The sequence below is a fragment of the Terribacillus saccharophilus genome (assembly GCF_046592895.1).
GTDB classification, from domain to species: Bacteria; Bacillota; Bacilli; order Bacillales; family Amphibacillaceae; genus Terribacillus; species Terribacillus saccharophilus_D.
The window spans coordinates 295,212-318,170 of the sequence record NZ_JAWVPU010000001.1 but is presented as its reverse complement, the minus strand read 5'-3'; the positions used below and the strand labels follow the sequence as shown (position 1 = coordinate 318,170).

The window sequence follows — 22,959 nt, the reverse complement described above, 5'->3', positions numbered from 1 at the left end:
GGGATCTGGTGCTGTGACCATGGGAACACTGGTAGCTTTTGTTTTGTATTTATTCTATGCTCTTACTTATGTTGTCGGGATAGGGATGAAGGTAAGTGAATATCACGAAGCAAAGGGATCTTTAAGACAAGTATTCAGGATCTTAATGGCAAAAGAAGAAAAGCAAATAGAGGTTGATAGCCAGAAAGCATTCTCATTCAATGAATTGAAAATGGAAAAGGTCTCATTCTCTTACAATAAAAAAGACAATGTCATTTCAGACTTATCTCTTTCTGTTCATCGAGGGGAAGTGCTTGCTTTGATTGGCGAGAGCGGAGCGGGGAAATCTACCATTATCAATCTTCTGGAAAGATTTTATGAACCGATGGGAGGTGACATGCTGATCGATGACATGTCATTCCGAGATATCGCACCCCAAATCTGGCGGAAAGGTTTAAGTCTTGTTTCACAAGATACTTTCTTATTCAATGGAACGATCAAAGATAATATCAAATACGCGAACCCAGCAGCCACGGACGAAGAAGTGATCTTTGCTGCCAAACAAGCAAGCGCTCATGACTTTATCATGAAACTGGATGCTGGCTATGATTCGGATATGGGTGACTACGGCAGTTATCTTTCCGGCGGTCAGAAACAGAGGATAGCTATCGCGAGGGCGTTCTTAAGAAGAAGTTCCTTTATATTATTAGATGAATATACGTCCAATGTCGATAGTGATACGGAACAGGAGTTGATTAAAACAGTATCCCGTTTGAAAGGGGAGGTCGGGTTCATCATCATCGCGCATAGGCTCTCCACCGTGAAAGGTGCTGACAAAATAGCTGTCATAAAAGATGGGCGGCTAGAGGATATTGGGACACATGAGGAATTGGTTCAAAGAAATGAATACTATGTCAGAGTGATTACCGAACAAATGAATCATGACAGTGAAGTCCTAAATGTGCTGGATGGACAACCTGTATAATATGACGGATTTACTTTACTTCTGTTTTCTGCAACCACTTTAGTAAATGTTAAAAGTCATCTCTGTTTATTCAAGAAATTAATGGAGTTACTTCAATTGCGATCACTATATCTATCAATCTATTGTAAAATGATTAATTATTATGGAAGATAAATGTAAAAGGTGGTTTTTATGCGAACTTTCTTTTTGTTTTTTGAGTTTTTTATTCTCTTCGTACTATTTATCATTGCGCTGCTTTTCGCTATTGCAGACGGTTACTGGGCTTATTATGTTGCTGTAATAAGTGTCTTAATCATTGCAGTATCTAAAATCCTTATCGTACAAGATAATAAAAAGAGGAGGAAAAAGCAGAAAGATTTGAGGTGAAGGCTAAACTCAGAAATGTCATTGCTTAAATTAGTGATAGTAAACAAAACTTGTCCATAAAACGGAGAAAGCGTGCCATCATTGGCACGCTTTTATATATGGGGAATTAAAAAAGAAGATAGAGGAGAGGGGGTCAGCCATCTAACTCTTCTTCATTCTCTGGATCACTCAATTTTGTCAGCCAGTCTCTGAATTCAGCATCGTCTTTGCAATGGATTACTTTTGGTGTGTCTTCTAGTTTGTTGATCATATTTCATCTCTCCTTTTCGTGATTCACACAGATTATACCCGATACAGGATATATTGAAACCCATTTTACAGACTCTTCATTAACCTAACAAACACTTTGTAAAGTTCTCTTACAGACAAAATTCTGGTGACAGACTTTACAAGCTGTATTTCATGTTGTATGATTTAAATCGTAACAATTACGAATTAGGTCGAGGGGTGTAGCATGACTGACGGAGCAAATAAAATTCCGGTTACTATATTGACGGGATTTCTTGGAGCAGGAAAAACGACGCTTTTGAACCGGATACTTCGCGATGTGCGAAGCAATAATACTGCGGTCATCATCAATGAATTCGGTGAGACAGGCATTGACGGCAAATTTGTCGAGGAAACGACGGAAGAGATAATTGAAATCAATAATGGCTGTATTTGCTGTAATGTCCGCGGTGATCTGATAAGGATACTCAAAGACATGCTTGTTCGCGCACATAAGGAAGGAACTGAACTGAAACGCGTGATCATCGAGACAACGGGACTTGCCAACCCGGCGCCTGTCATCCAGACATTTCTGATGGATGATGTGATGCGATATTGGTTCGAGCTGGATAGTGTATGTACAGTCGTGGATGCGTTACATACCGACAGACAATTGGACGCGCATGCAGTTGCTCGGGAGCAGATTGCTTTTGCAGATAAAATCATAGTGAATAAACAGGATCTTGTCTCGCAAGAAGAACTGAAGATGCTTGAGACGCGCATCAAAGGAATGAATCCAGAGGCGGAAATCTTCTTTACGGAAAATAGCAAAGTTCCATTGTTCAAGCTGCTTGATGTTTTCAGTTTCTCACTGGATCAAAAATTGCAAATCCGGCCTGATATGCTGGAGCATCATCATCACCATCATGATGACATCCAAGCAATCGTGCTGAAGGATGAACGACAGATCGACCCGGAACGTTTGGATAGATGGTTTTCATACCTTGTGCAAATAAAAGGGGAGAGCTTATTCCGTTATAAAGGGATCCTCCACGTGAGGGGGCAGAGCAGGCGGGTGCTGTTCCAAGGTGTGCATATGTTATTTGCCAGTACTGCAGATAGGGAATGGAAACGCGGAGAGAACAAGCAGAATGAGCTTGTTTTCATAGGCCGGGATTTGGATGAAGCGGAGCTGGAATCCGGGTTTGCATATTGTCTAGGGGAAATTGATGACTTTCTTACAAGTGCATAAAGCACAAAAAAAATTTACCCTTATTTAAATCGTAATAATTACAATTGGGAGGTTATTATGAAAAAGAAAATACCTGTGACTGTGCTGAGTGGTTATCTTGGAGCTGGAAAAACGACGCTGCTCAACCACATTCTCCATAATCGTGATGGCTTGAAGGTGGCGGTCATCGTCAACGACATGAGCGAAATCAATATCGATGCTGGGTTGGTCGAAAACGAAGGGACATTATCGCGTGTCGATGAGCAGCTGGTTGAGATGTCCAACGGCTGCATCTGCTGCACGCTGCGGGATGACTTGCTGGTGGAAGTCGAGAAGCTGGCGCAAAATGGCAGCTTTGACTATATCCTCATCGAGTCCAGCGGTATCAGTGAACCTGTACCTGTTGCGCAGACATTCACCTATATAGATGAGCAGCTGAATATCAATCTATCCGACTTCACCACATTGGACACGATGGTGACGGTGGTGGATGCCAACCGTTTTTGGCATGACTTTGGTTCTGGTGAAAGTCTGCTCGATCGCCAGCAGGAAGTGGCTGCTGACGATGAAAGGGAAATCGCTGATTTGCTGCTGGATCAAATCGAGTTTTGTAATGTCCTGATTCTGAATAAATGTGATTTGGTAGAAGAAGAAGCTTTGAAGCAATTGAAGCATGTGCTGCGTCTATTGCAGCCAGAAGCAAGGATCATCGAAACGACGCACGGAAAAGTGGACCCCAAGGATATTCTGTTCACCCAATCCTTTGATTTTGACAAAGTCAGCTCATCGGCTGGCTGGCTGAAGGAACTGGAAAACGGGCCAGAGCAGCACACGCCGGAAACAGAAGAATATGGTATCGGTTCATTCACATACGTCCGGCAGCATCCATTCCATTCGGAGCGCTTCATGCAGTTTGTTGAAACGATGCCGGAAAATATCATCCGTTCCAAAGGGATAAGTTGGTGTGCAACGCGCAATGAATTCGCCTTGTTGCTGTCACAAGCAGGACCAGCAGCCAATATCGAACCAGTATCGTATTGGGTGGCGTCATTGGATGCCGAACGACAGGAGTTACTCCGCAGGGAGAATCCGTCCATCAATAAAGAATGGCATCCACAATACGGTGACAGAAAAACGCAGCTCGTGTTCATCGGCACCGATTTGGATCAGCAGGCAATTACGAATGAGCTCGACAGCTGTCTGCTGACGGAAGCTGAACTTGCTGGCGACTGGTCGCAATTAGCCGATCCGTTTCGCTGGAACATCCAGACTGCACAATAAAAAGGAGGAAGAAACAATGGCAAAGAAATCAAAAATCGCCAAAGAGAAAAAAAGACAGGAAATGGTGCTCAAATACGCCGAGTTAAGAAGGGAATTGAAGGAGAAAGGCGATTATGAAGCGCTAAGCAAGTTGCCGCGTGATTCATCGCCGACACGCTTGAAAAACCGTTGTGAAATCACCGGCCGTCCGCGCGGCTATATGCGTCAATTCGGCATGAGCCGGATCAAGTTCCGTGAGTATGCGCATAAAGGGCAAGTGCCTGGTGTGAGGAAAGCGAGCTGGTAAGCGATGGACCAAAGAATTCCGGTGACCGTGTTGAGCGGTTATCTTGGAGCAGGGAAGACGACACTTTTGAACCATCTGCTTCTTAACAAACAAGATTTGAAAATCGGTTTGCTTGTGAATGATATGAGTGAAATCAACATCGATGCGCATTTAGTCGAGCAGGGCGGATTGAGACGGACGGATGAAAAACTGATCCAGCTTGAAAACGGCTGTATTTGCTGTACACTGCGAGAAGATTTGATTGTGGAAATCGATAAACTGGCAGATTTGGATCTCGACTATATCGTGGTGGAATCAACAGGCATTTCCGAGCCGATTCCGGTCGCGCAGAGCTTTACGTATCAGGAAGATGTTCTTGGCATCGATTTATCAGCCAAGTGCCGATTGGATACAATGGTCACCGTTGTGGATGCCGGCAGCTTCTGGCATGACTATCAGTCAGGTGAAAATCTGCTGGACCGGCAGCAGCAGGCGGTAGCTGAAGATGAGCGGGAGATTTCCGATTTGCTGCTGGATCAAATTGAGTTTGCCGATGTCATTTTATTGAATAAGATAGATCAATTGGAAGTGCATGAACTGCAGCAGCTCCATAGCCTGCTACACACGCTGAATCCCGAAGCAGATATTCATGAAACGGAGTATGGACAAGTGGATCCGAAACTTGTGTTAAATACAAAGAAATTTTCTTTCGACAAAGCGAGCCAGTCTGCCGGGTGGATTCAAGAGCTGAACAGTGAGCATATTCCGGAAACGGAGGAATATGGTATAGCATCATTCGTTTACCGTAAAAGGCGGCCATTCCATCCAGTGCGCTGGCTCAGATGGCTTGAAAATTGGCCGAAGCAAGTGGTGCGGGCGAAGGGCTTTTTCTGGCTCGCCTCCCGGCCTGACGCTAGTGGTTTATTGTCCCAAGCCGGACGGTCACTCAGCATTGAAGCAGCAGGACCGTGGGTTGCGGCTTATCCGCCTGCTGAACAAGCAGCTTTACGGGCAGAAGATGAACAGCTAGAAGCCAGGTGGCATCCGGAATACGGCGATAGAATGACAGAATTAGTCTTCATCGGCATCGATATGCCCCGGGAAGAATTGATAAGAAGTTTGGATGATTGTGTGCTTACGGATGAAGAAATGCTGATGGATAGTGCGGTATTTACTGATCCTTTGCCGGCCTTTATATGATGTAATGCACGTTCACGAATCTCGAATAAATAAAAAAACATCTTCAGAGTTGAAAACGGACCATAGGTATCCGAAATAAAACATGAAGGTGTTTTTTCTATGTAGACTAAGCTGGGTATCTGTTTGTGTGGCTGCCCCCTGATAGGAGTCAACTATCTCATGCCAGTAGGAGGGATGAAACGATAGTATCTAGAGTTTAAAGTAGCAAGAATACGGGAAAGCAAGTGTGAATAATTTGTCATACCGTCCCGCTGTTTACAAAAATGGTAATTGCACAATACTTTAAAGAATCTAAGAAGATGAGGGGAAGATGGAATTGATTAAATTTCTTTCTATTACAACAGCTGGTATACTTCTGTTTCTTGCGATGTCGAACACAGTGCACGCCCAAGATCATGAGAAAGGGATTACAATCGATATTGCTAGAAAACACTACTCCATTCAAACGTTAAAAGCCATCATCGACGAGATAAGTGCAAATGGCGGGAACTACTTGCAGCTGCATTTCTCCGATAACGAGAATTATGCTATTGCATCGGACTTCCTTGGTCAGAACAGTGAAAACACCAATGATACATATTTAACAAAAAACGAACTTTTATCACTTATTAATTATAGTAACGATAGAAATATATTAGTCATTCCCGATATTGATCTGCCATCGCATTCCAATGGATGGCTGCGGCTGATAGAAGCGAAAGACAGGCAACTGTACGATATGATCAAAACCGATTATAGTGATGATACACTTGATTATCACCAAAATATAGAGGCATTGAACACTGCGAATTCTCTATTGAAAGAAGTGCTTGAACTGTTTTATCAGCCAAAATTTGATGGGAAACAGCGAATCGTACTTGGCGGGGATGAAGTGCCGGGTAGTGAAGCGCATCAGTCTGATTTCATCGACTTTATGAATCAGATCGCTAAGACGGCCAAACAGAACAATTATCAGCCGCAAATGTGGAATGACAGCATTACGCCTGATGGCATACCGCAATTGGATCGTAGTTATTCCATTCTTTACTGGCAGCAGCGCACACTATCAGACGGCGGGGAAAGTTTGACTGTCGAGGATTTCGAGAAGTGGGGATTTTCCGTTTATAACTATAATGCCTACTCTTTATACTTCCTGCCATCAGCCCGTTTTACGCAGGAAGATATAGCGGAGCAAATCGACTATATGAGCTGGGCTTATGCATACAATAAGTTCTACTATCTCTCAGATTATTATCAAACAGTTGATACAGCCAATATCAAAGGAGCCGGTTTAACGTTTTGGGGCGAAGATGCAGGGGACTTGAACCAGGAACAATTACTGGAACAAGAGTTGCCTTTGATCCGGAGCTTTCTTCAGTCGTAAAGCAGGTATCAAAATAATGAAATAGCTGTAGTAAAAATCCCTTCCAAGTCTGTTTGGAAGGGATTTTCTTAGATAGCGTTACTTATTTCAATTTGAATTGCTGTAGCTGCTCTTGCAGTGTGCTTGCATTTTGTTCGAGCTCCTCGGCAAGTTCTTTCAATTGTTCCATGGAATGGGTCTGGTCTGCTACCGATGCTGTGATTTCTTCTGTTCCAGCTGCTGTCTGCTGGCTGATTGCGGCAATTTCGCCAGTATTGGTCGAAAGAATAGCTTCCCGGTCCATCATGGCTTTCATTTCTTCCTTCGTCCGTCCGGTCAATTCCATGTTGTGGGCAATTGCTTCTTGGATTTGGATGAAAATGTCTTTCGTATTGTTGACTGCTGTTTCTTGGCCTCGGACTACTGCGCCTGTCTTGGAGGCGAAGTCTGCCGTTTCGGCTGTCTCCAGCTGGATTTCCTGGACAATCGATCCGATATCGCGAAGTGCGCGTTCTGTTTGCTCGGCAAGTTTGCGTACTTCGTCTGCTACGACTGCAAAGCCTTTTCCGCTCTCGCCTGCACGCGCAGCTTCGATGGCTGCATTGAGTGCCAGTAAATTTGTCTGACCAGCAATATCGGTGATGGTGTCAACGATATTGCCGATATTGGCGGATTTTTTCTGCAGGCTGTTAACCGCTGATTCTATTTTGCCGGTAGCATCGATGGCTTCTTTGGATTGCTCGATCAGCTGCTGCATTTGGGTACCGCCGATTTCCGCTGATTTGGTCATTTCCAAAGCGCCTTCGTACACTTGTTGGTTATGTGTATTCACCAGTTTGATATTTTCCGATAATGCTTCCGTTGCCACCGTATTTTTTTCCATGATTTCTGCAAGACTTGTGGTTCCGGCAGATATCTCTTCCATGGTCGCCGCTACTTCTGCTGAAGTGGCCGCATTTTCTTCCGCATTGGCAGCAAGTGCCTGGGAAGCCGACTGTACATTGGTGGAGATGGATGTATTATGCTGCATCATGCTATGGATATTACCAATCATATTATCAAAGCTGCGGGAAAGGCTGCCCGTTTCATCAGCAGCATTGCTGTTCATCTGTACCGTCAAATCACCTTTTTCAACAAGCTTCATCTTTTCCCGGAGTTTCTTGATAGGCTTTATGACGGAGCTGATGACAAAGAACGTGACAAGAACTGCAATAGCTATGACGATCAATACTGTAATCGCCAATGGCAGGATGATGCCCTGTGCTTCATCGCTGAATTCCTGCGTAGGTACGATGGCTGCAATCGTCCATCCTGTGCGATCATTTGTAGTGAAAGCCATGGCGCGTTCTTCATCTTGGAAGTCGTAATTGATGATACCTGTAGAACCCGTTTGCAATATTTTCTTCCAGAACGCTTCGCCGGAAGCATCGGTAGCAAGGAGTTCTTTATCTGGATGTGCCAGATATTGCCCTTTCTTATCAAAGACTGCTGCATATCCTGTTTTGCCGACTTGAACATTGGAAGTCAGTTCTGTAAGTCTGGAGAGATTGAACTCGACTACGACTAAACCTTTGAGATTATTGTCTGTATCAAAGACAGGTTTAACGCTATCCACTACAAATTCATTAGAGGATTTTGAGATATAAGGATCTGTATAAGCTGGGCGCTCATCCAGCTCCAAGCCTAGCTTGTACCAAGGACGGCTTGTCGGATCGAAATCATCACCTAAATCGACTTGCGGATACGAGACTATCTCGCCATCGATCGGCTGATAGAAAATGCTTTCGACATTGGGATTTTCTTTTGTACTGCTTTCCAATGTCCGGACAAGACGTTCCGGATCATAATTTCTGATCGACTCCATCGAACTTATGCTGTTAGTTGTCGTTTGGATATTATCAAGAAATAGATTGTAGTTGTTATCTAACTGAATGATAGTTTGTTCCCGCATCGTTTTTGTCTGGCTCTCAAGCATTGTCTCGCGGCTGAATTCATAGCTGAGAAATGCTGTCAGGATACCTGATAAAATGAACATTGCGACAACAGGGTAAAGAATCTTTCGAAGGATTTTACGTGTGAAGAAATTACCTCTTTTTTTAGTTGCATTCATTAAATTCGTTACACCTCTGTTCTTTTTCTCTATGTTGTTTTTATCGGTATTATTAATGAATTATGTAGTCGTAATAAGAAAGGTATTAAAAAATTGTAAATTCATGACGCTTTCTGGATATATATTGGGAAAAATTGCTGCAGCAAGATAGGAAGGAAGTAGAAATCACATCTAGGAAATATGTCTCGGCTGGAGTATGATAAAAAGAAAAGCTTAGGGGAGTGGGCCATGGAGTTATTCAATCGAGTACTATCCATAAATGACTTGGATGCAGTCATCGATCTGCTTAGCTTCGAGCTGGAACGGCCAGTGATCGTCGAGAGTGCCGACTATACCTTACTGGCATACAATTCGCATTATATCCAGCATTTCGATGAAGCGAATCAGCAGACGATCTTCACGAAAAAATGGACATTGCCAATTTATGAGACGTTCATAGAAGCAGGAGTCGTCAATAAATTGAAAACGTATGACCGTCCTTTTGTAGTGGAAGCAATGCCGGAGATCGGATTGAATACCAGGATTGTCGTCAGTGCCAAGCATAATGGACGCGTCATGGGCTACATATGGATTCAGCAAATAGGGGAGTTGCTTCCGGTTGAAGGAATCGACTTTTTGTATGATATTTCTTTTCATATCGGCAAACTCATTTATGACATCCAAAAATCAAAGCTGAAGCAAGAGGAAAAAGAAGAACAATTTTATCAGTATGTATTCAATCGGCATTATTTATCCACTACCGACTTGGAATGGGGAGCAAAGGAGTATGGCGTGCAATTGCCGGAATACTTTGCTGTTGCGGCGGCTGAACTGACTGCAAAAGACGAGAAGCTGCTGTATGATCTCCAGCAGGTTGCCCAGACTTCCTTGCAGCTGGAGGATAAGCTGCATCATGTGCTCATCCAGGGAGAAACGCTTCTGATTGTGCTTGGCGGTAAAAAAGCTGATGCTCCGATAGAAGCATTGGCAAGAGAAGTCATTCAGCGGATCAAAGATTATGCAAAGGACAAAGCAGCCACTGTCAGCAGCGGAATAGGAGATATGTTCAAGGAACCGCTGGACTTGCTGAAAAGTGCCAATCAAGCAAAAGAAGTCATTCAGGCAGCCAGGCTAACGCATCGCCCGCTTTCCCTTCATTATAAAGATCTGCATATTTGCCGCTATTTACAAGCCATCGCCGACAAGAACAGCGAGTTGGGATACGAAAGTGAACATCTCGAAAAAATAAGGTCGCTCGATCCAAATGGTAAAAAAGATTTGCTGAAAACACTCGAAATATATTTGCTTCACAACTGCAAAATCAAACCGACAGCCTCAGCATTATTTGTCCACCCGAATACGGTCAATTATCGCATTAATCAGATTAATGAGGCAGTCGAGCTTGATTTGAAAGACGTGATGCAGAAATTCCAGCTGCTGCTGGATTTGATGACGAGAAGCAGGGAATAAACAAGCATACGCAATGCTGCAGAATGAAACACCTCCGATTTATGGTTCGATCATTGATGTGCGAACTGTAAAGGTGGTGTTTTGTTTTGCATAAATGCTAGTGTGATTTGTTCTATTACTATAAAGATTTCTGAAAATAGTCATGATTGAATTGACAAATATATGTAATCGGTGTTTAATAGCAGTAACAAGTCGTCAACTCATCTGATGACTTGGCAATGAAAGAGGAAAGGTGGTTATGTGTTTACAAGTTATCGAATTAAAAATCCTGTTATTTACATGAGAAGCGTGAAAAGCGAATGTATGATTTTTTTATTTGATTTAAAATGATAGCGCTTGCATAGTCGTGTAGTCAGATTTGGTGGAATCGGGGAGAAGTCGGCCAATAGCTTATACATTGTACGCAGAGACAGCTTTGTTAATGGAATGACGTACTTAAGATATGTAATCAAAAGGAGCAGATGTATGGAGATTACTACTAAAAAGTATCAGATGTTCATAGACGGTGAGTTTGTTGATTCTAGTTCGCAGGAGACATTGCAGGTTATCAATCCATCCACAGAGGAAATCATTTCAGAGATCCCTCGAGGCACGATAGCTGATGTCAGGTCGGCAATCGACTCCAGCAAGCGTGCACAGAAGGAGTGGAAAAGACTTCCGGCTGTTGCAAGAGGCAATTACTTGGTGGAGATTGCCAAAGAAATACGTAACAACGAAGAATTGCTGGCTCGCACCATATCCGAAGAAATGGGGAAAACACTCGCCCTGGCTAAAACCGAAGTGAATTTCACAGCAGATTATATCGATTATATGGCAGGCTGGGCGCGCCGTTATGAAGGAGAAATCATTCAAAGTGATCGTCCGAATGAACAGATTTTCGTCCATAAGGAGCCACTCGGGGTCATCGCTGGTATCTTGCCTTGGAACTTCCCGTTCTTCCTGGTTGCCCGCAAAGCAGCTCCTGCTTTGGTGACGGGGAATACGATTGTGCTGAAGCCAAGTGATTTGTCTCCGAACAATGCATTGGAGTTCGCAAAAATCATTGAAAAAGTCGGATTGCCTAAAGGTGTCATCAATATCGTGACTGGCAGCGGACGCACGATCGGTCAGGAATTGGCAAAACACGAAGATATCAGTATGGTCAGCTTGACGGGCAGTTATAATGCCGGGGCTGCTGTCATGCGTGCAGCTGCTGATAATATCACAAAAGTATCATTGGAATTGGGAGGAAAAGCGCCGGCGATCGTCATGGATGATGCCGACCTTGATTTGGCGGTGAAATCTGTCATCGATTCCCGTGTCATCAATACAGGGCAAGTATGTAACTGTACAGAACGTGTGTATGTGCATGAAAGCATTGCCGACGAGTTCATCGATAAGGTGACAAAAGCAATGTCAGAAGTGAGATATGGTGATCCTCTAGTCGATGAAGAAATCGATATGGGACCGCTTATCAGTCAGGATGCACTTGAGTCGGTAGACAAAATGGTCCAGGAAGCAGTCGCCAATGGAGCTAAGGTGCTGACTGGCGGGAAGCGTGCTGCCAGTGATAAAGGCTATTTCTATGAACCAACCGTTCTCGTAAATGTGAATAATGAGATGGATATCATGCAGCAAGAAATCTTCGGCCCGGTTCTGCCGATCGCAACGTTCACAGATTTGGATGATGCGCTAAGATTGGCGAATGACTGTGAGTTCGGATTGACATCTTCCATTTATACACAAAATCTGGATGTGACGATGCGTGCAAGCAAGGAATTGGAATTCGGTGAAACATATGTGAATCGCGAAAACTTCGAAGCTATCCAAGGTTTCCATGCTGGATGGAAGAAATCCGGTATCGGCGGTGCAGATGGCAAGCACGGGCTTGACGAGTACTTGCAAACGCATGTTGTGTATCTTCAATATAACCAAGACAAGAAATGATTGTTTACGCTTTAAAAGAGAGTCATGCTTGACATTTCATACAGATTCTCATCTAGAGCACGAACAACGGTCTCCAAAATTTCATCCCCTATTTGAAAATACATCTTATGAACATGCCGATTGATATAGTGGAGGAAACGCGAGAGGCCAATTCACACATAGCTGTATGAAGCAACCGCAAGGAACTAATCATCATTTTAAAATTCATTAAATGGAGGTCATTGAAATGGCTAATCGTTTTATTTTGAATGAAACTAGTTACCATGGTGCTGGAGCTATTAATGAAATCGTTGGTGAGGTCAAAAATCGCAGATTCCAAAAAGCATTGATTGTCACGGATGCTGATTTAGTGAAGTTCGGTGTTGTGAAGAAAGTAACTGATTTATTGGATGAAGCTGATTTGCCTTACGAAATCTTTGATCAAGTAAAAGCCAATCCAACTGTTGCTATCGTAAAAGCTGGTGTGGAAGCCTTCAAGAAGGCAGGTTCCGACTATATCATCGCTATCGGCGGAGGTTCCCCTCAAGATACTGGAAAAGGTATCGGTATCATCATCAATAACCCTGAATTCGCGGATGTTGTTTCCTTGGAGGGTACAGCTCCGACCAAGCATAAAGCAGTCCCGATGATCGCTGTTGCCACAACGGCAGGTACAGCTGCGGAAACTACGATCAACTATGTTATCACAGACGAAGAAAAACGCCGCAAGTTCGTATGTGTCGACCCGCACGATATTCCGATCGTGGCAGTTGTCGATCCCAATATGATGTCTTCCATGCCGCACGGTTTGTCTGCCGCTACAGGTATGGATGCACTGACACATGCAATCGAAGGATATACAACACAATCGGCATGGGAGCTTGCCGATACACTGAACCTCAAGGCCATCGAATTGATTTCCCGCTCGCTTCGGGATGCGGTCAATAACGATCCCAAAGGTCGTGAAGATATGGCTCTCGGACAATACATGACAGGCATGGCGTTCTCTAACGTAGGTCTTGGCGTGGTTCATGGCATGGCCCATCCATTAGGCGCATTCTACAATACGCCGCACGGTATCGCCAATGCCGTATTGCTTCCATATGTGATGGAGTTCAATAAAGATTATACAGGTGAAAAGTTCAAGGAAATCGCGCGTGCGATGGGCGTCGAAGGTGTGGATGACATGACACAGGACGAATATCGTCAGGCAGCCATCGAAGCTGTTCGTCAATTATCCATCGATCTTAACATCCCGCAATCTTTGGACGGAATCGATGTGAAAGAGGAAGATCTTGAAGATTTGGCAGAAGCAGCTATGGCAGATGTATGTACAGGAGGCAATCCGCGTCCATGTACAAAAGAGCTGATTCTGGACGTATATAAAACTGCTTACTCTGTACCTGTTGAAAAGAATTGATTATGGAATAAAAGGCAAGAAAGACTGGATGCACAGTCTTTCTTGCCTTTTTGCATATCCGAGGAACCGTCGCTCATTTGAAATCATTCGATAATGCCAGTTTATGATAGTGATGGAATTTCTCAATTTCTTGGTTTTCCCAGAGATATTGGGAATAGTCACGAGCATAAAGGCGCATCAGATAAAACAAATCATTTTCTTTGAAATACAGTATGGCTGACTCATACACATAATCCATCGTCTCATGCTCGACATATCTTGCCCAAAGAATCGCGAATTGCCAGCGATACTCCCAGTTATGCTGTTCTTCGCTCACCTGCATACCCAGTTGGTAATACGTTTTAGCTTGGTCTCGTTTTCCAAGCGCATAAAGCGAACGGGTGAGTGTGAACAATGCTTTTATATAGAGAGGATGTTCCGTGTGGCTGATGACTTCCAGCAGGTATGGAATACCTTTATCGTCGGTGCCATGTTTGTGGTACATCAAGCCAATGTTGAATCTGCATGCCACGGCAAAATCCTTTTGTCCATATTTTTCAGCGATGGAAAGTGCTTCAAGCAGATTTTCTTCAGCTTTGCCAAACTCACGCTGATCGATTTGATTCAATCCTTGAAGCGATTTGCAATTCGCTATCTTTGATTCGTATTGAGGATATTTTGCATAAAGGCTGATGGCTTTTTCAAGATGGAAACTGGACAGAGCGTTAATATCCAAATAGTAAAACTGCATCGCTTTATTATAATGCAAGCCGGCATGCTCTTCTTCGTCATCCACGGCGTGCATATGTTTTTCGGATTCCTCAAACAAGTCGATTGCCGCAAAGTATTCTTTTCGGCTGTATTTCACGATAGCCATGAAATTATAGTAGAAAAAAGCTTGATAATCATTCATTTTATCTGGGTTCAATCGCTGCAATTTTTCCTCGCAAAGATCGATATCTCCCATAAGGAAATCAAATCGCGCATCCACCAGCAAGAAACGATCCCATATATCATCTGGGAATTCACCTGAACGTAAAGCTTGATATGCTTCATCCCGCAGCTTGGCAGATTGTATCTTATCCCGTAATTTTATTGTCTTATGCCAAGTATGCAAATGCGCAGCAAAGTGCGCCGTAGTTTCAATGACAGCCATATACCTATACTCCTAATCAGTCAGAATAGAGGACGGTTTGACGAGTGAGAAAAGGCTGCGATAAATGAGAGAAAGCTGCTTTCCTTAAAAGCAGCTGAACCGTCCTGAAAAAGAATACAGCTATTTTAGCATATTTTAGGAGGGGAAGCCTATTTTAAAGTTCTGGATAAACACTGCCATAGTGTTCACATTTTTGTAGCGGCAATGGCGTTCCGGACTTTTTCCACCGACGCTTGGGCTTTCTGTTTTTGCCGCATGATCACGGTCACGTACAATGCATCGATGATACTCAGCTGAGCGATGCGGGAAGCCAGCGCCTCGGAACGGTATTCGGTTTCCTCGGAGCTTGTGTGCAAAGCGACATCGACTTGCCGGCCGATCGGGGATTTCGGGAACCCGGTGATGGCTATTGTCTTGGCGCCTGTTTTCTTGACGGTTTGAAGCAGCTGGTAAGCATCCTTGCTGGCACCGGAATGCGAAAAGATAAAAGCAACATCTTGATCGGACAATTGGGAAGCGGACATCAGCTGCAGATGGGAATCCGGGAATGCGAATGCGGATACGCCAGAACGGACAAATTTATGATAAGCATCCATTGCGACCATGTTGGAACCGCCGAATCCATAAAATTCTGCTCTTCTTGCACCAAGCAGCAAGGCGGCAGCCTGTTCCAGCTCTTTATCATCCAGTACTTGCAGTGTATTTTCCAGTGTACGGGTATTGGAATGAAAGATTTTTTCAGCAATGACTTTTGCAGTGTCTTGTTCACTGACGTCCTCATGCAGCATTTCATTTGGTGTGATGATATCGGCTGCCAAGGCGATTTTCAATGCTTGATAGCCTTTGTAGCCAATGCGTTTGCAAAAGCGGGAAACGGTGGCATCCGATACCTCCAGTTTATCCGCGACTTGGCTGATTGTCTGATGGACGATTTGCTCTGGATGTGCCAAAACGAAATCAGCAATCTTTTTTTCTTTATCACTCAATCTCGGGTAGTGGGATGTAATGCCTGCCAAACCTTGCTGTGCCAAGAAAATCAGCTCACTTTCGTCCTAATTAGTATAAAAAGTATAGCATAAATGAAGTGTAAGCGGTTGCTAAATGAAAATAATTTTCGTATTATGGTATCATAAATTGAAAATAATTTTGAAGGAGTTCATATATCATGCATATTGGATTAATCGGTCTTGGAAAAATGGGGTTCAATCTTGGTCTGAACTTGTTGGATAACAACTTCGATGTGACAGCTTTTGATGTAAGTGAGGATGCACGAGACAGATTCGCTGAAACAAAAGGGACAGCTGCTGCTTCTTTGAAAGAGTTGGTAGATCAGCTGCCTAGTCCGAAAATCGTTTGGTCGATGGTCCCGGCCGGTGAAATCACGGATAAAGTGCTGGAGGAATTGAAAGGGTATCTTTCTGCAGGTGATATCTTGATGGACGGCGGCAACTCCAATTACAAGCAATCTGTGGAACGAGCAAAAGTATTCGCAGTAACAGGCGTCCATTTCTTCGACGTAGGTACAAGCGGCGGAACAGACGGTGCTCGTAACGGTGTGTGCACGATGATCGGCGGCGATGCGGAAGTGTTCAAGACGATTGAACCGATCTTCCAGGCGATCAGCGTGAAAGATGGCTATCATTATGCTGGTAAAAGCGGCAGCGGCCACTTCTTGAAAATGGTTCATAACGGCATGGAGTACGGTATGATGCAAGCAATTGCCGAAGGTTTTGAAGTATTGGAGAAAAGTGATTATGACTTTGATTATGAACAAGTCGCAAAAATGTGGAATAACGGCTCCGTTATCCGCTCTTGGCTGATGGAATTGGTAGAGTCTGCATTCAGCAAAGATCCGAAATTGGATGCAATCCGTGGTGTGATGCATTCATCAGGTGAAGGTAAATGGACAGTCGAAACAGCTTTGGAATTGCAAGCGGCCACTCCTGTCATCGCCATGTCATTGATGATGCGCTATCGTTCCCTGGACGAAGACACGTTCTCCGGAAAAGTAGTCGCAGCATTGCGCAATGAATTCGGCGGACACGCAGTGGTGAAACGCTAACGAAAAGGGGGGGAAGACGTTGGCAGCTTCCTATATGATCGGCGTGGATATGGGCACGACCAGTACGAAGGCTGTCCTGTTCACGACAGCGGGCGAGGTGATTGCCAAGGAAGGGATCGAATATCCTTTGCATTCGCCAACAGCTGAAACAGCAGAACAAGATCCAGATGTCATTTTCCAAGCTGTCCTTACGACAATACATGATACGATCACGCTCAGCGGAGTAGATCCAGCGGCGATTCGCTGTGTGTCATTCAGTTCAGCAATGCACAGTGTGATTGCAGTTGATAGGGATAACAAACCGCTGACAAGATGCATCACATGGGCAGACAACCGTGCGACGAAGTGGACGGAAAAAATAAAAGAAGAAACGGATAGCCATAGCATCTACTTGCGGACAGGCACACCGATCCACCCGATGGCGCCATTATCCAAATTACGTTGGCTGAAGGAAGAGAACAAAGCTGTGTTCGAACAAGCAGCCAAGTTCATTTCCATCAAAGAATATGTCTTTTTCAAGCTGTTCGGCAGCTATAAAGTGGATCATTCGATTGCATCGGCTACAGGGATGTTCAATCTGGAAGAACTGGATTGGGATAAAGAAGCTTTACAGGTGGCGGGAGTCACGGCCGACAAATTATCCGATCCTGTTTCGACCACATACCAATTCGTAGGTCTGACAGAACAGATGGCGCAGCAGCTAGGCGTTTTGCAGCAAACGCCATTCATCATCGGTGCAAGTGATGGTGTCCTTTCCAATCTTGGTGTTGGAGCAGTCGAAGAAGGTGTCGTAGCCGTCACCATTGGGACAAGCGGTGCCATCCGTGCGGTGACGGATCGTCCGACAACAGATCCGAAAGGGCGGATTTTCTGTTATGCATTGACGGAAAATCATTGGGTGATCGGCGGACCGGTGAATAATGGCGGCGTCGTCCTTCGGTGGGTGCGTGATGAGCTCGGTGCAGCTGAAGCTGAAACGGCAGCAAGACTTGGCATCGATCCGTATGAAGTGCTGACGCAGATCGCTGCTCAAGTGAAGCCGGGATCGGACGGCTTGCTGTTCCATCCGTATTTAGCTGGAGAACGGGCGCCGCTTTGGGATGCCAATGCACGCGGTTCTTTCTTTGGTTTAGGTTTGCATCATAAGAAAGAGCATATGATCCGGGCAGCTTTGGAAGGTGTGCTGTTCAATTTGTATTCTGTGTTGCTTGCTTTGACGGAATTGACAGGTAAGCCAAAAAGGATCCAAGCAACTGGCGGATTTGCACGATCCGAACTATGGCGCCAGATGATGGCGGATATTTTCGATCAGGAAGTCCATATCCCGGAAAGCTATGAAAGTTCCTGTCTTGGGGCGGCTGTGCTTGGTTTATACAGTTTGGGGGATATCGATTCTTTTGATGTAGTGAACGATATGATCGGAAGGACGCATCACCATATGCCAGATCCGGAATGCGTCGACATATATCAGGAATTGATGAGCATTTATATCCAGCTGTCGCGTAGCTTCCAAACGGAATATGAACGAATTGCTGATTTCCAGCGGAGAATGCTGCGGTAAGCAGCTTTCTTCACCTGTAGGTTTGAAAGCGCTTAAAACATAGAGGAGAGATCGAGAGATGGAGATTTATCTTTTACTCATGACGCTGTTATCCATTGTGATCGTCGTCATCGGTGTCACGCTGTTCAAATGGCATGCCTTCATCAGTTTGACGGTTGCCAGTCTGTTCCTGGCCATCACGGCAGGATTGTCATTGGATGAAATCATCGGAGCATATGAAACGGGAGTAGGCGGAGTGCTGGGCCATTTAGTCGGCATTCTGGCACTCGGTACCATCCTTGGTAAGATGATGGCGGATTCTGGTGCCGGTAATCAGGTTGCCGATTTCTTCGTAGAGAAATTCGGACCGAAAAAATTACCGTGGGCCATGTTCATTTCCGGCTTCATCATCGGAATTCCTGTCTTTTTCGAAGTGGGGATACTAATTGTACTTCCGCTAGTCATCAGCATTTATAAAACGACCAAGCAAAATATACTATTGATTGCCCTGCCGGTCATAGCTGGTCTTTCCATTGTGCATGGACTTGTGCCGCCGCATCCCGGCGCGCTGGCAGCCATCTCGATTTTTGATGCAAATCTAGGTATGGTATTGGTGTATTCGCTTATCATAGCCGTTCCAGCAGGGATTCTGGGAGGACCGGTCTTTGCCAAATGGGTGCACAAGCGAGTGATACCGCAAGGGGAACCAAATCTCATCAAAGTCACCGAGCCGGAAAACAAGCCGGGTACAGGTGTGAGCTTCTTTGTCATATTGCTTCCGGTACTATTGATGATTTTGTCTGCCATCGGGCCTTATCTTGATTTCCTGCCTCATCTGGCCAAGCAGCTGCTCGCCTTTATCGGCAGTCCGTTGGTCGCTTTGCTGCTTGCGGTCTTCGCAGCATATTATTTCCTCGGTTTCCGACAAGGGATGGATAGAGATCGCTTGAAGAAAATGACGGAAGAGTGCATCTTGCCGGTTGGTTCCATCATCTTGATCATCGGTGCCGGCGGCGGATTCAAGCAGGTGCTCATCGATAGCGGTGTTGGCGATACGATCGCACAGATGTCTGAGCATCTATCGCTATCGCCGATAGTGCTGGCCTTCTTGGTTGCCGGGTTGATCCGGATTGCGACAGGTTCTGCGACCGTCGCTTTGACAACGGCAGCAGGTATCGTGTCACCGATCATCGAACATGTGTCAGGTGTGAACCTGGAGCTGCTCGTCATCGCGACCGGAGCGGGATCACTCATGTTCTCCCATGTGAACGATGCAGGGTTCTGGATGGTCAAGGAATACCTTGGTTTGACGGTGAAAGAAACGTTCCGCACATGGACTGTGCTGGAGACGATTTTATCGTTTGCTGCTTTTGGCGGCGTGTTGATACTGGATATGTTTGTTTGAATCGTCTGGAAGCAGAGAAAACCTTTCTCTGCTTCTTTCTTTTATGTAAAATTTATTTTGCTTATCCAGTTTAGAAGGATTATGATATCATCAAGTACTTTTCAGCAGAAAAGTACTGGCAACCTATACATCTGGATGGTGAAAAAGAACATGAAACGTTTATATTTACTCACTGTCATTCCCTTCATCGGGATGCTGGGATTCCTCCCATTCGTAAACAAAGTGGAACCATTTGTACTCGGGATGCCGTTCGTCATGTTTTGGGTGGTTTTATGGACCGTCCTTACATCGGTCGTACTGGCAATCATGTACAAACTAGATCCGCGGAATAAAGAGGATGAAGAAAAATGAATAGTGCACTAATCATTATATTGGGATTTTTACTTGTAGCGGTCTTTTTGGGGATTCGATCCACCAAGGGCAAGGATATGGACTTGGAGCAATGGACAGTCGGAGGCAGGGGCTTCAGCGGCATTTTCGTCTTCCTGCTGATGGCAGGTGAGATCTATACAACCTTCTCTTTCCTAGGCGGAAGCGGCTGGGCATACGGAAAAGGGGCGCCAGCTTTATATGTGCTCATGTATATCGGTTTGTCTTATGTGATGTCGTATTGGCTACTGCCAGTCATCTGGCGGTATGCAAAGGAACATAGACTCGTATCGCAATCCGATTTCTTCGTCAGTAAATTCAATAGTCCATACTTAGGTGTACTCGTGGCGCTGGTCGGGGTCATCGGGATGATTCCGGTCATCGTCGTCCAGCTCAAGGGCTTGGGCATAATCGTTTCAGAAGCATCATATGGTGCGATTTCCATGGAGATGGCTGTTTGGATCGGTGCGCTCAGTTTAACGATTTATGTGATGCTGTCAGGCGTGCATGGTTCTGCATGGACAGCTGCGATCAAGGATATCGTCATGGTAGTCGTCATTTGTTTCTTGGGTATTTATCTCCCTATACATTATCATGGCGGATTTCAGCCTATGTTTGAAGCAGTGCATGCGGCGAATCCTGATTTCCTGCGGTTCCCGGATGAAGGCTATAGCCTGACTTGGGTCATTTCCACCGTTTTGCTGCTTGTACTCGGTTTTTATATGTGGCCGCAAGTGTTCAGCAGCACGTATACAGCGAAGAATGAAAGGGTATTCCGGAAAAACGCGATCATCAGCCCGCTTTATACGCTCATGCTGTTATTCGTCTTTTTCGTCGGGACAGCAGCGATATTGACGGTTCCAGGACTGCAAGGGGAAGATGTGGATCTCTCCCTATTGCGTCTATCGATCGAAACCTTTGACCCGTGGGTGATCGGTATCATTGGCGGTGCGGGTTTGCTGACAGCATTGGTGCCTGGCTCCTTGCTGATCATGAATACTGCAACATTGTTAGCTAAAAATATTTATCAAGTGTTTGCACCCCAAACAAGTGAACAGACTATCGGAAAACTGGCTAGGCTGTTTGTTCCAGTCGTGAGTTTGTTGGCAGTCTACTTTACATTGCATGGCGGAACGACCTTATCAAATATCATATTGATGGGCTACAGCTTGATGACACAGCTGGCTCCTTCGCTATTCTGCAGCTTGTGGAAGCGGAGTTTCATCAACAAGTACGGGGCAGCGGCAGGAATCATTGCCGGACTGGCAACTGTTGCGTATATCACAATGACACAGACAACGTTAGTCGAATTGATCCCGGCTTTACCGCATTCATGGAATGATGTGAATTCGGGTATTATCGCTTTGGTCATCAACTGTGCAGTTATGGTATTGGTAAGTCTGTCCATGAAAAAATATGCCAAATAAATTAGTGAAAATTCATGTAATGTAACTGATGAACTAATGGAACCAGTTATTAACAAAAGCCGAATAGGAAAGAGCTAACCGCATCATTGCCTACAATGATGCGGTTTTTTAGTGCTTGGATTAAATTGGCATCGAAAATTTACTTAATCTTAACATTAAACTTGTTTCGTCAGGGAAGTGAAACTTTATACGTGCTGCAGGAGGTGGAGCATCGCAGAAATGAACAAATTAAAAATAGCTAAGAAAGCTAAAAATCTTGTTACAGGAATCCTCAAATCGACCATTCCGCATGAAAAGCAGCAAGAACTCAAAAGCAAAGCTGGTGAAAAGGCAAAAGAACAGCTTGAGGCCTCTTTATCGAGCAAGGTCGGTGAAAAGGCTGATGTAGCTTCTGAGAAATTGAGGCACGTAAAAGAAAACAAAGCCCCCGAAATCGAACAAAAAGCACAGGAAACTGCTGATAAGCTACGGTCGAAGCTTCTGAATTTACAAGGAGGACTGAAAGACAAAACCTCTGAAGTCAGAAACAAAGTAAATGGAGACCGAGGTACACACCGAAATGGATCCAGAATCAAATCCGTTTCACAGCTGAAACATGTAGAAGATTTAAAAAGCTACCGTGATATTAAAGGTCCGGCAGATGCAAAAAAATGGAGCGATATAGATTCCAATAAATGAGGAGTGTTCTTAATGGCAGTTCAAAAAAGTACAGACAGCTCAGGTTTGGCAGATGTAATAGACAGAATCCTGGACAAAGGTATTGTAATCGATGCTTTTGTACGTGTATCAGTTGTAGGAATTGAAATTTTGACGATAGAAGCACGTGTAGTAATCGCCAGTGTCGATACATGGCTGCGTTATGCAGAAGCAGTGGGGCTGTTGCGGGATGAGATCCTGGAACAATCACTTCCGGAACAGAAAAATGAACGAAGCAATTCTTTATTTAGTGTATGAGGAAGACAGGCTTAGGCCTGTCTCCCCATTAAGTATAGGAGGATAACGATGAATATCACAGATATCATGCATAAAGTCAGCAGTTTTTTTGAAGAACATATCGCCCCTCCTCATAAAATCACCGCAGTGGAACCAAGACGGGGTGAAGAAAGTACAGACGGCTGGGCTGTCATCATTGAAGTATATGAAGAGCGGGATTACATGAAGAAGTATGCAAAGGACGAAATGCTTGGTGTGTATGCAGTGACACTGGATAAGGATGGAGAAATCGAATCTTACTCAAGGCAAAGCACACGTTATCGAAGTGCAGTGGATAGTTAAGGAGGC

Annotated in this window: 20 protein-coding genes; 17 read left to right on the top strand and 3 right to left on the bottom strand. The window is 44.6% G+C overall.

Annotation, left to right across the window (positions count from 1 at the left end):
• Positions 1–19 precede the first annotated feature (19 nt).
• From SFC66_RS01615 to SFC66_RS01590, 6 genes are all read left to right on the top strand, one after another.
• On the top strand, positions 20–964 hold the full coding sequence (locus SFC66_RS01615) for an ABC transporter ATP-binding protein (RefSeq protein ID WP_411217727.1): 945 nt from the start codon (positions 20–22) through the stop codon (positions 962–964).
• A gap of 820 nt (positions 965–1,784) precedes the next feature.
• Entirely contained in the window at positions 1,785–2,789 is a 1,005-nt protein-coding gene (locus tag SFC66_RS01610) for a CobW family GTP-binding protein (protein WP_411216961.1), read from the top strand.
• 57 nt (positions 2,790–2,846) lie between these two features.
• On the top strand, positions 2,847–4,049 hold the full coding sequence (locus tag SFC66_RS01605) for a GTP-binding protein (protein WP_411216960.1): 1,203 nt from the start codon (positions 2,847–2,849) through the stop codon (positions 4,047–4,049).
• Between the two features lie 16 nt (positions 4,050–4,065).
• Positions 4,066–4,335, top strand: a complete 270-nt coding sequence (rpsN, locus tag SFC66_RS01600) for a 30S ribosomal protein S14 (RefSeq protein WP_411216959.1) — start codon at positions 4,066–4,068, stop codon at positions 4,333–4,335.
• Positions 4,336–4,338: 3 nt separating this feature from the next.
• Positions 4,339–5,514, top strand: a complete 1,176-nt coding sequence (locus SFC66_RS01595; RefSeq protein ID WP_411216958.1) for a GTP-binding protein — start codon at positions 4,339–4,341, stop codon at positions 5,512–5,514.
• Positions 5,515–5,824: 310 nt separating this feature from the next.
• Positions 5,825–6,877 (top strand): family 20 glycosylhydrolase, encoded by a 1,053-nt coding sequence (locus tag SFC66_RS01590; RefSeq protein ID WP_411216957.1) that lies wholly within the window; start codon positions 5,825–5,827, stop codon positions 6,875–6,877.
• Between the two features lie 82 nt (positions 6,878–6,959).
• Here SFC66_RS01590 and SFC66_RS01585 read toward each other — a convergent pair whose 3' ends face one another.
• A complete protein-coding gene (locus tag SFC66_RS01585) occupies positions 6,960–8,966 on the bottom strand; it encodes a methyl-accepting chemotaxis protein (protein ID WP_411216956.1) in 2,007 nt (668 codons plus the stop codon).
• A gap of 228 nt (positions 8,967–9,194) precedes the next feature.
• On the opposite strand from SFC66_RS01585, the gene SFC66_RS01580 reads away from it, so the two are divergent.
• From SFC66_RS01580 to fucO, 3 genes are all read left to right on the top strand, one after another.
• Positions 9,195–10,415: a PucR family transcriptional regulator gene (locus SFC66_RS01580; RefSeq protein WP_411216955.1), complete on the top strand. Its 1,221-nt coding sequence runs from the start codon at positions 9,195–9,197 to the stop codon at positions 10,413–10,415.
• 465 nt (positions 10,416–10,880) lie between these two features.
• Complete coding sequence (gene aldA / locus SFC66_RS01575; RefSeq protein WP_411216954.1) at positions 10,881–12,341, top strand: aldehyde dehydrogenase; 1,461 nt, start codon at positions 10,881–10,883, stop codon at positions 12,339–12,341.
• Between the two features lie 226 nt (positions 12,342–12,567).
• Entirely contained in the window at positions 12,568–13,740 is a 1,173-nt protein-coding gene (fucO, locus tag SFC66_RS01570) for a lactaldehyde reductase (protein WP_411216953.1), read from the top strand.
• Positions 13,741–13,813: 73 nt separating this feature from the next.
• Here fucO and SFC66_RS01565 read toward each other — a convergent pair whose 3' ends face one another.
• The gene (locus SFC66_RS01565; protein ID WP_411216952.1) at positions 13,814–14,875 is read right to left on the bottom strand and encodes a hypothetical protein; all 1,062 of its coding nucleotides are present in this window, start codon (positions 14,873–14,875) and stop codon (positions 13,814–13,816) included.
• A 185-nt stretch (positions 14,876–15,060) separates the two neighbouring features.
• A complete protein-coding gene (locus SFC66_RS01560; protein WP_411216951.1) occupies positions 15,061–15,906 on the bottom strand; it encodes a MurR/RpiR family transcriptional regulator in 846 nt (281 codons plus the stop codon).
• A 134-nt stretch (positions 15,907–16,040) separates the two neighbouring features.
• On the opposite strand from SFC66_RS01560, the gene gnd reads away from it, so the two are divergent.
• The 8 genes from gnd (at position 16,041) to gvpO (ending at position 22,953) form a co-directional block, all read left to right on the top strand.
• Positions 16,041–16,937, top strand: a complete 897-nt coding sequence (gnd, locus tag SFC66_RS01555; protein WP_411216950.1) for a phosphogluconate dehydrogenase (NAD(+)-dependent, decarboxylating) — start codon at positions 16,041–16,043, stop codon at positions 16,935–16,937.
• A gap of 34 nt (positions 16,938–16,971) precedes the next feature.
• On the top strand, positions 16,972–18,498 hold the full coding sequence (gene gntK, locus SFC66_RS01550) for a gluconokinase (protein ID WP_411217726.1): 1,527 nt from the start codon (positions 16,972–16,974) through the stop codon (positions 18,496–18,498).
• 58 nt (positions 18,499–18,556) lie between these two features.
• Positions 18,557–19,882: a GntT/GntP/DsdX family permease gene (locus SFC66_RS01545; protein ID WP_411216949.1), complete on the top strand. Its 1,326-nt coding sequence runs from the start codon at positions 18,557–18,559 to the stop codon at positions 19,880–19,882.
• A gap of 150 nt (positions 19,883–20,032) precedes the next feature.
• Positions 20,033–20,233, top strand: coding sequence for a DUF3311 domain-containing protein (locus SFC66_RS01540; RefSeq protein WP_411216948.1), 201 nt, complete (start codon positions 20,033–20,035; stop codon positions 20,231–20,233).
• Complete coding sequence (locus tag SFC66_RS01535) at positions 20,230–21,678, top strand: sodium:solute symporter family protein (RefSeq protein WP_411216947.1); 1,449 nt, start codon at positions 20,230–20,232, stop codon at positions 21,676–21,678. Before SFC66_RS01540 ends, SFC66_RS01535 begins: the two co-directional genes overlap by 4 nt.
• A gap of 219 nt (positions 21,679–21,897) precedes the next feature.
• Positions 21,898–22,356: a hypothetical protein gene (locus SFC66_RS01530; RefSeq protein WP_411216946.1), complete on the top strand. Its 459-nt coding sequence runs from the start codon at positions 21,898–21,900 to the stop codon at positions 22,354–22,356.
• 12 nt (positions 22,357–22,368) lie between these two features.
• The gene (gvpJ, locus tag SFC66_RS01525) at positions 22,369–22,632 is read left to right on the top strand and encodes a gas vesicle protein GvpJ (protein WP_411216945.1); all 264 of its coding nucleotides are present in this window, start codon (positions 22,369–22,371) and stop codon (positions 22,630–22,632) included.
• Between the two features lie 48 nt (positions 22,633–22,680).
• A complete protein-coding gene (gene gvpO, locus SFC66_RS01520; RefSeq protein ID WP_411216944.1) occupies positions 22,681–22,953 on the top strand; it encodes a gas vesicle protein GvpO in 273 nt (90 codons plus the stop codon).
• The last annotated feature ends 6 nt before the right edge of the window (positions 22,954–22,959 follow it).

Bases quoted from the DNA above. Each gene is read 5' to 3' on its own strand.
- SFC66_RS01615 (WP_411217727.1), top strand. From the start codon at position 20: ATGGGAACACTGGTAGCTTTTGTTTTGTATTTATTCTATGCTCTTACT.
- SFC66_RS01610 (WP_411216961.1), top strand. From the start codon at position 1,785: ATGACTGACGGAGCAAATAAAATTCCGGTTACTATATTGACGGGATTT.
- SFC66_RS01605 (WP_411216960.1), top strand. From the start codon at position 2,847: ATGAAAAAGAAAATACCTGTGACTGTGCTGAGTGGTTATCTTGGAGCT.
- rpsN (WP_411216959.1), top strand. From the start codon at position 4,066: ATGGCAAAGAAATCAAAAATCGCCAAAGAGAAAAAAAGACAGGAAATG.
- SFC66_RS01595 (WP_411216958.1), top strand. From the start codon at position 4,339: ATGGACCAAAGAATTCCGGTGACCGTGTTGAGCGGTTATCTTGGAGCA.
- SFC66_RS01590 (WP_411216957.1), top strand. From the start codon at position 5,825: ATGGAATTGATTAAATTTCTTTCTATTACAACAGCTGGTATACTTCTG.
- SFC66_RS01585 (WP_411216956.1), bottom strand. From the start codon at position 8,966: ATGAATGCAACTAAAAAAAGAGGTAATTTCTTCACACGTAAAATCCTT.
- SFC66_RS01580 (WP_411216955.1), top strand. From the start codon at position 9,195: ATGGAGTTATTCAATCGAGTACTATCCATAAATGACTTGGATGCAGTC.
- aldA (WP_411216954.1), top strand. From the start codon at position 10,881: ATGGAGATTACTACTAAAAAGTATCAGATGTTCATAGACGGTGAGTTT.
- fucO (WP_411216953.1), top strand. From the start codon at position 12,568: ATGGCTAATCGTTTTATTTTGAATGAAACTAGTTACCATGGTGCTGGA.
- SFC66_RS01565 (WP_411216952.1), bottom strand. From the start codon at position 14,875: ATGGCTGTCATTGAAACTACGGCGCACTTTGCTGCGCATTTGCATACT.
- gnd (WP_411216950.1), top strand. From the start codon at position 16,041: ATGCATATTGGATTAATCGGTCTTGGAAAAATGGGGTTCAATCTTGGT.
- gntK (WP_411217726.1), top strand. From the start codon at position 16,972: ATGATCGGCGTGGATATGGGCACGACCAGTACGAAGGCTGTCCTGTTC.
- SFC66_RS01545 (WP_411216949.1), top strand. From the start codon at position 18,557: ATGGAGATTTATCTTTTACTCATGACGCTGTTATCCATTGTGATCGTC.
- SFC66_RS01540 (WP_411216948.1), top strand. From the start codon at position 20,033: ATGAAACGTTTATATTTACTCACTGTCATTCCCTTCATCGGGATGCTG.
- SFC66_RS01535 (WP_411216947.1), top strand. From the start codon at position 20,230: ATGAATAGTGCACTAATCATTATATTGGGATTTTTACTTGTAGCGGTC.
- SFC66_RS01530 (WP_411216946.1), top strand. From the start codon at position 21,898: ATGAACAAATTAAAAATAGCTAAGAAAGCTAAAAATCTTGTTACAGGA.
- gvpJ (WP_411216945.1), top strand. From the start codon at position 22,369: ATGGCAGTTCAAAAAAGTACAGACAGCTCAGGTTTGGCAGATGTAATA.
- gvpO (WP_411216944.1), top strand. From the start codon at position 22,681: ATGAATATCACAGATATCATGCATAAAGTCAGCAGTTTTTTTGAAGAA.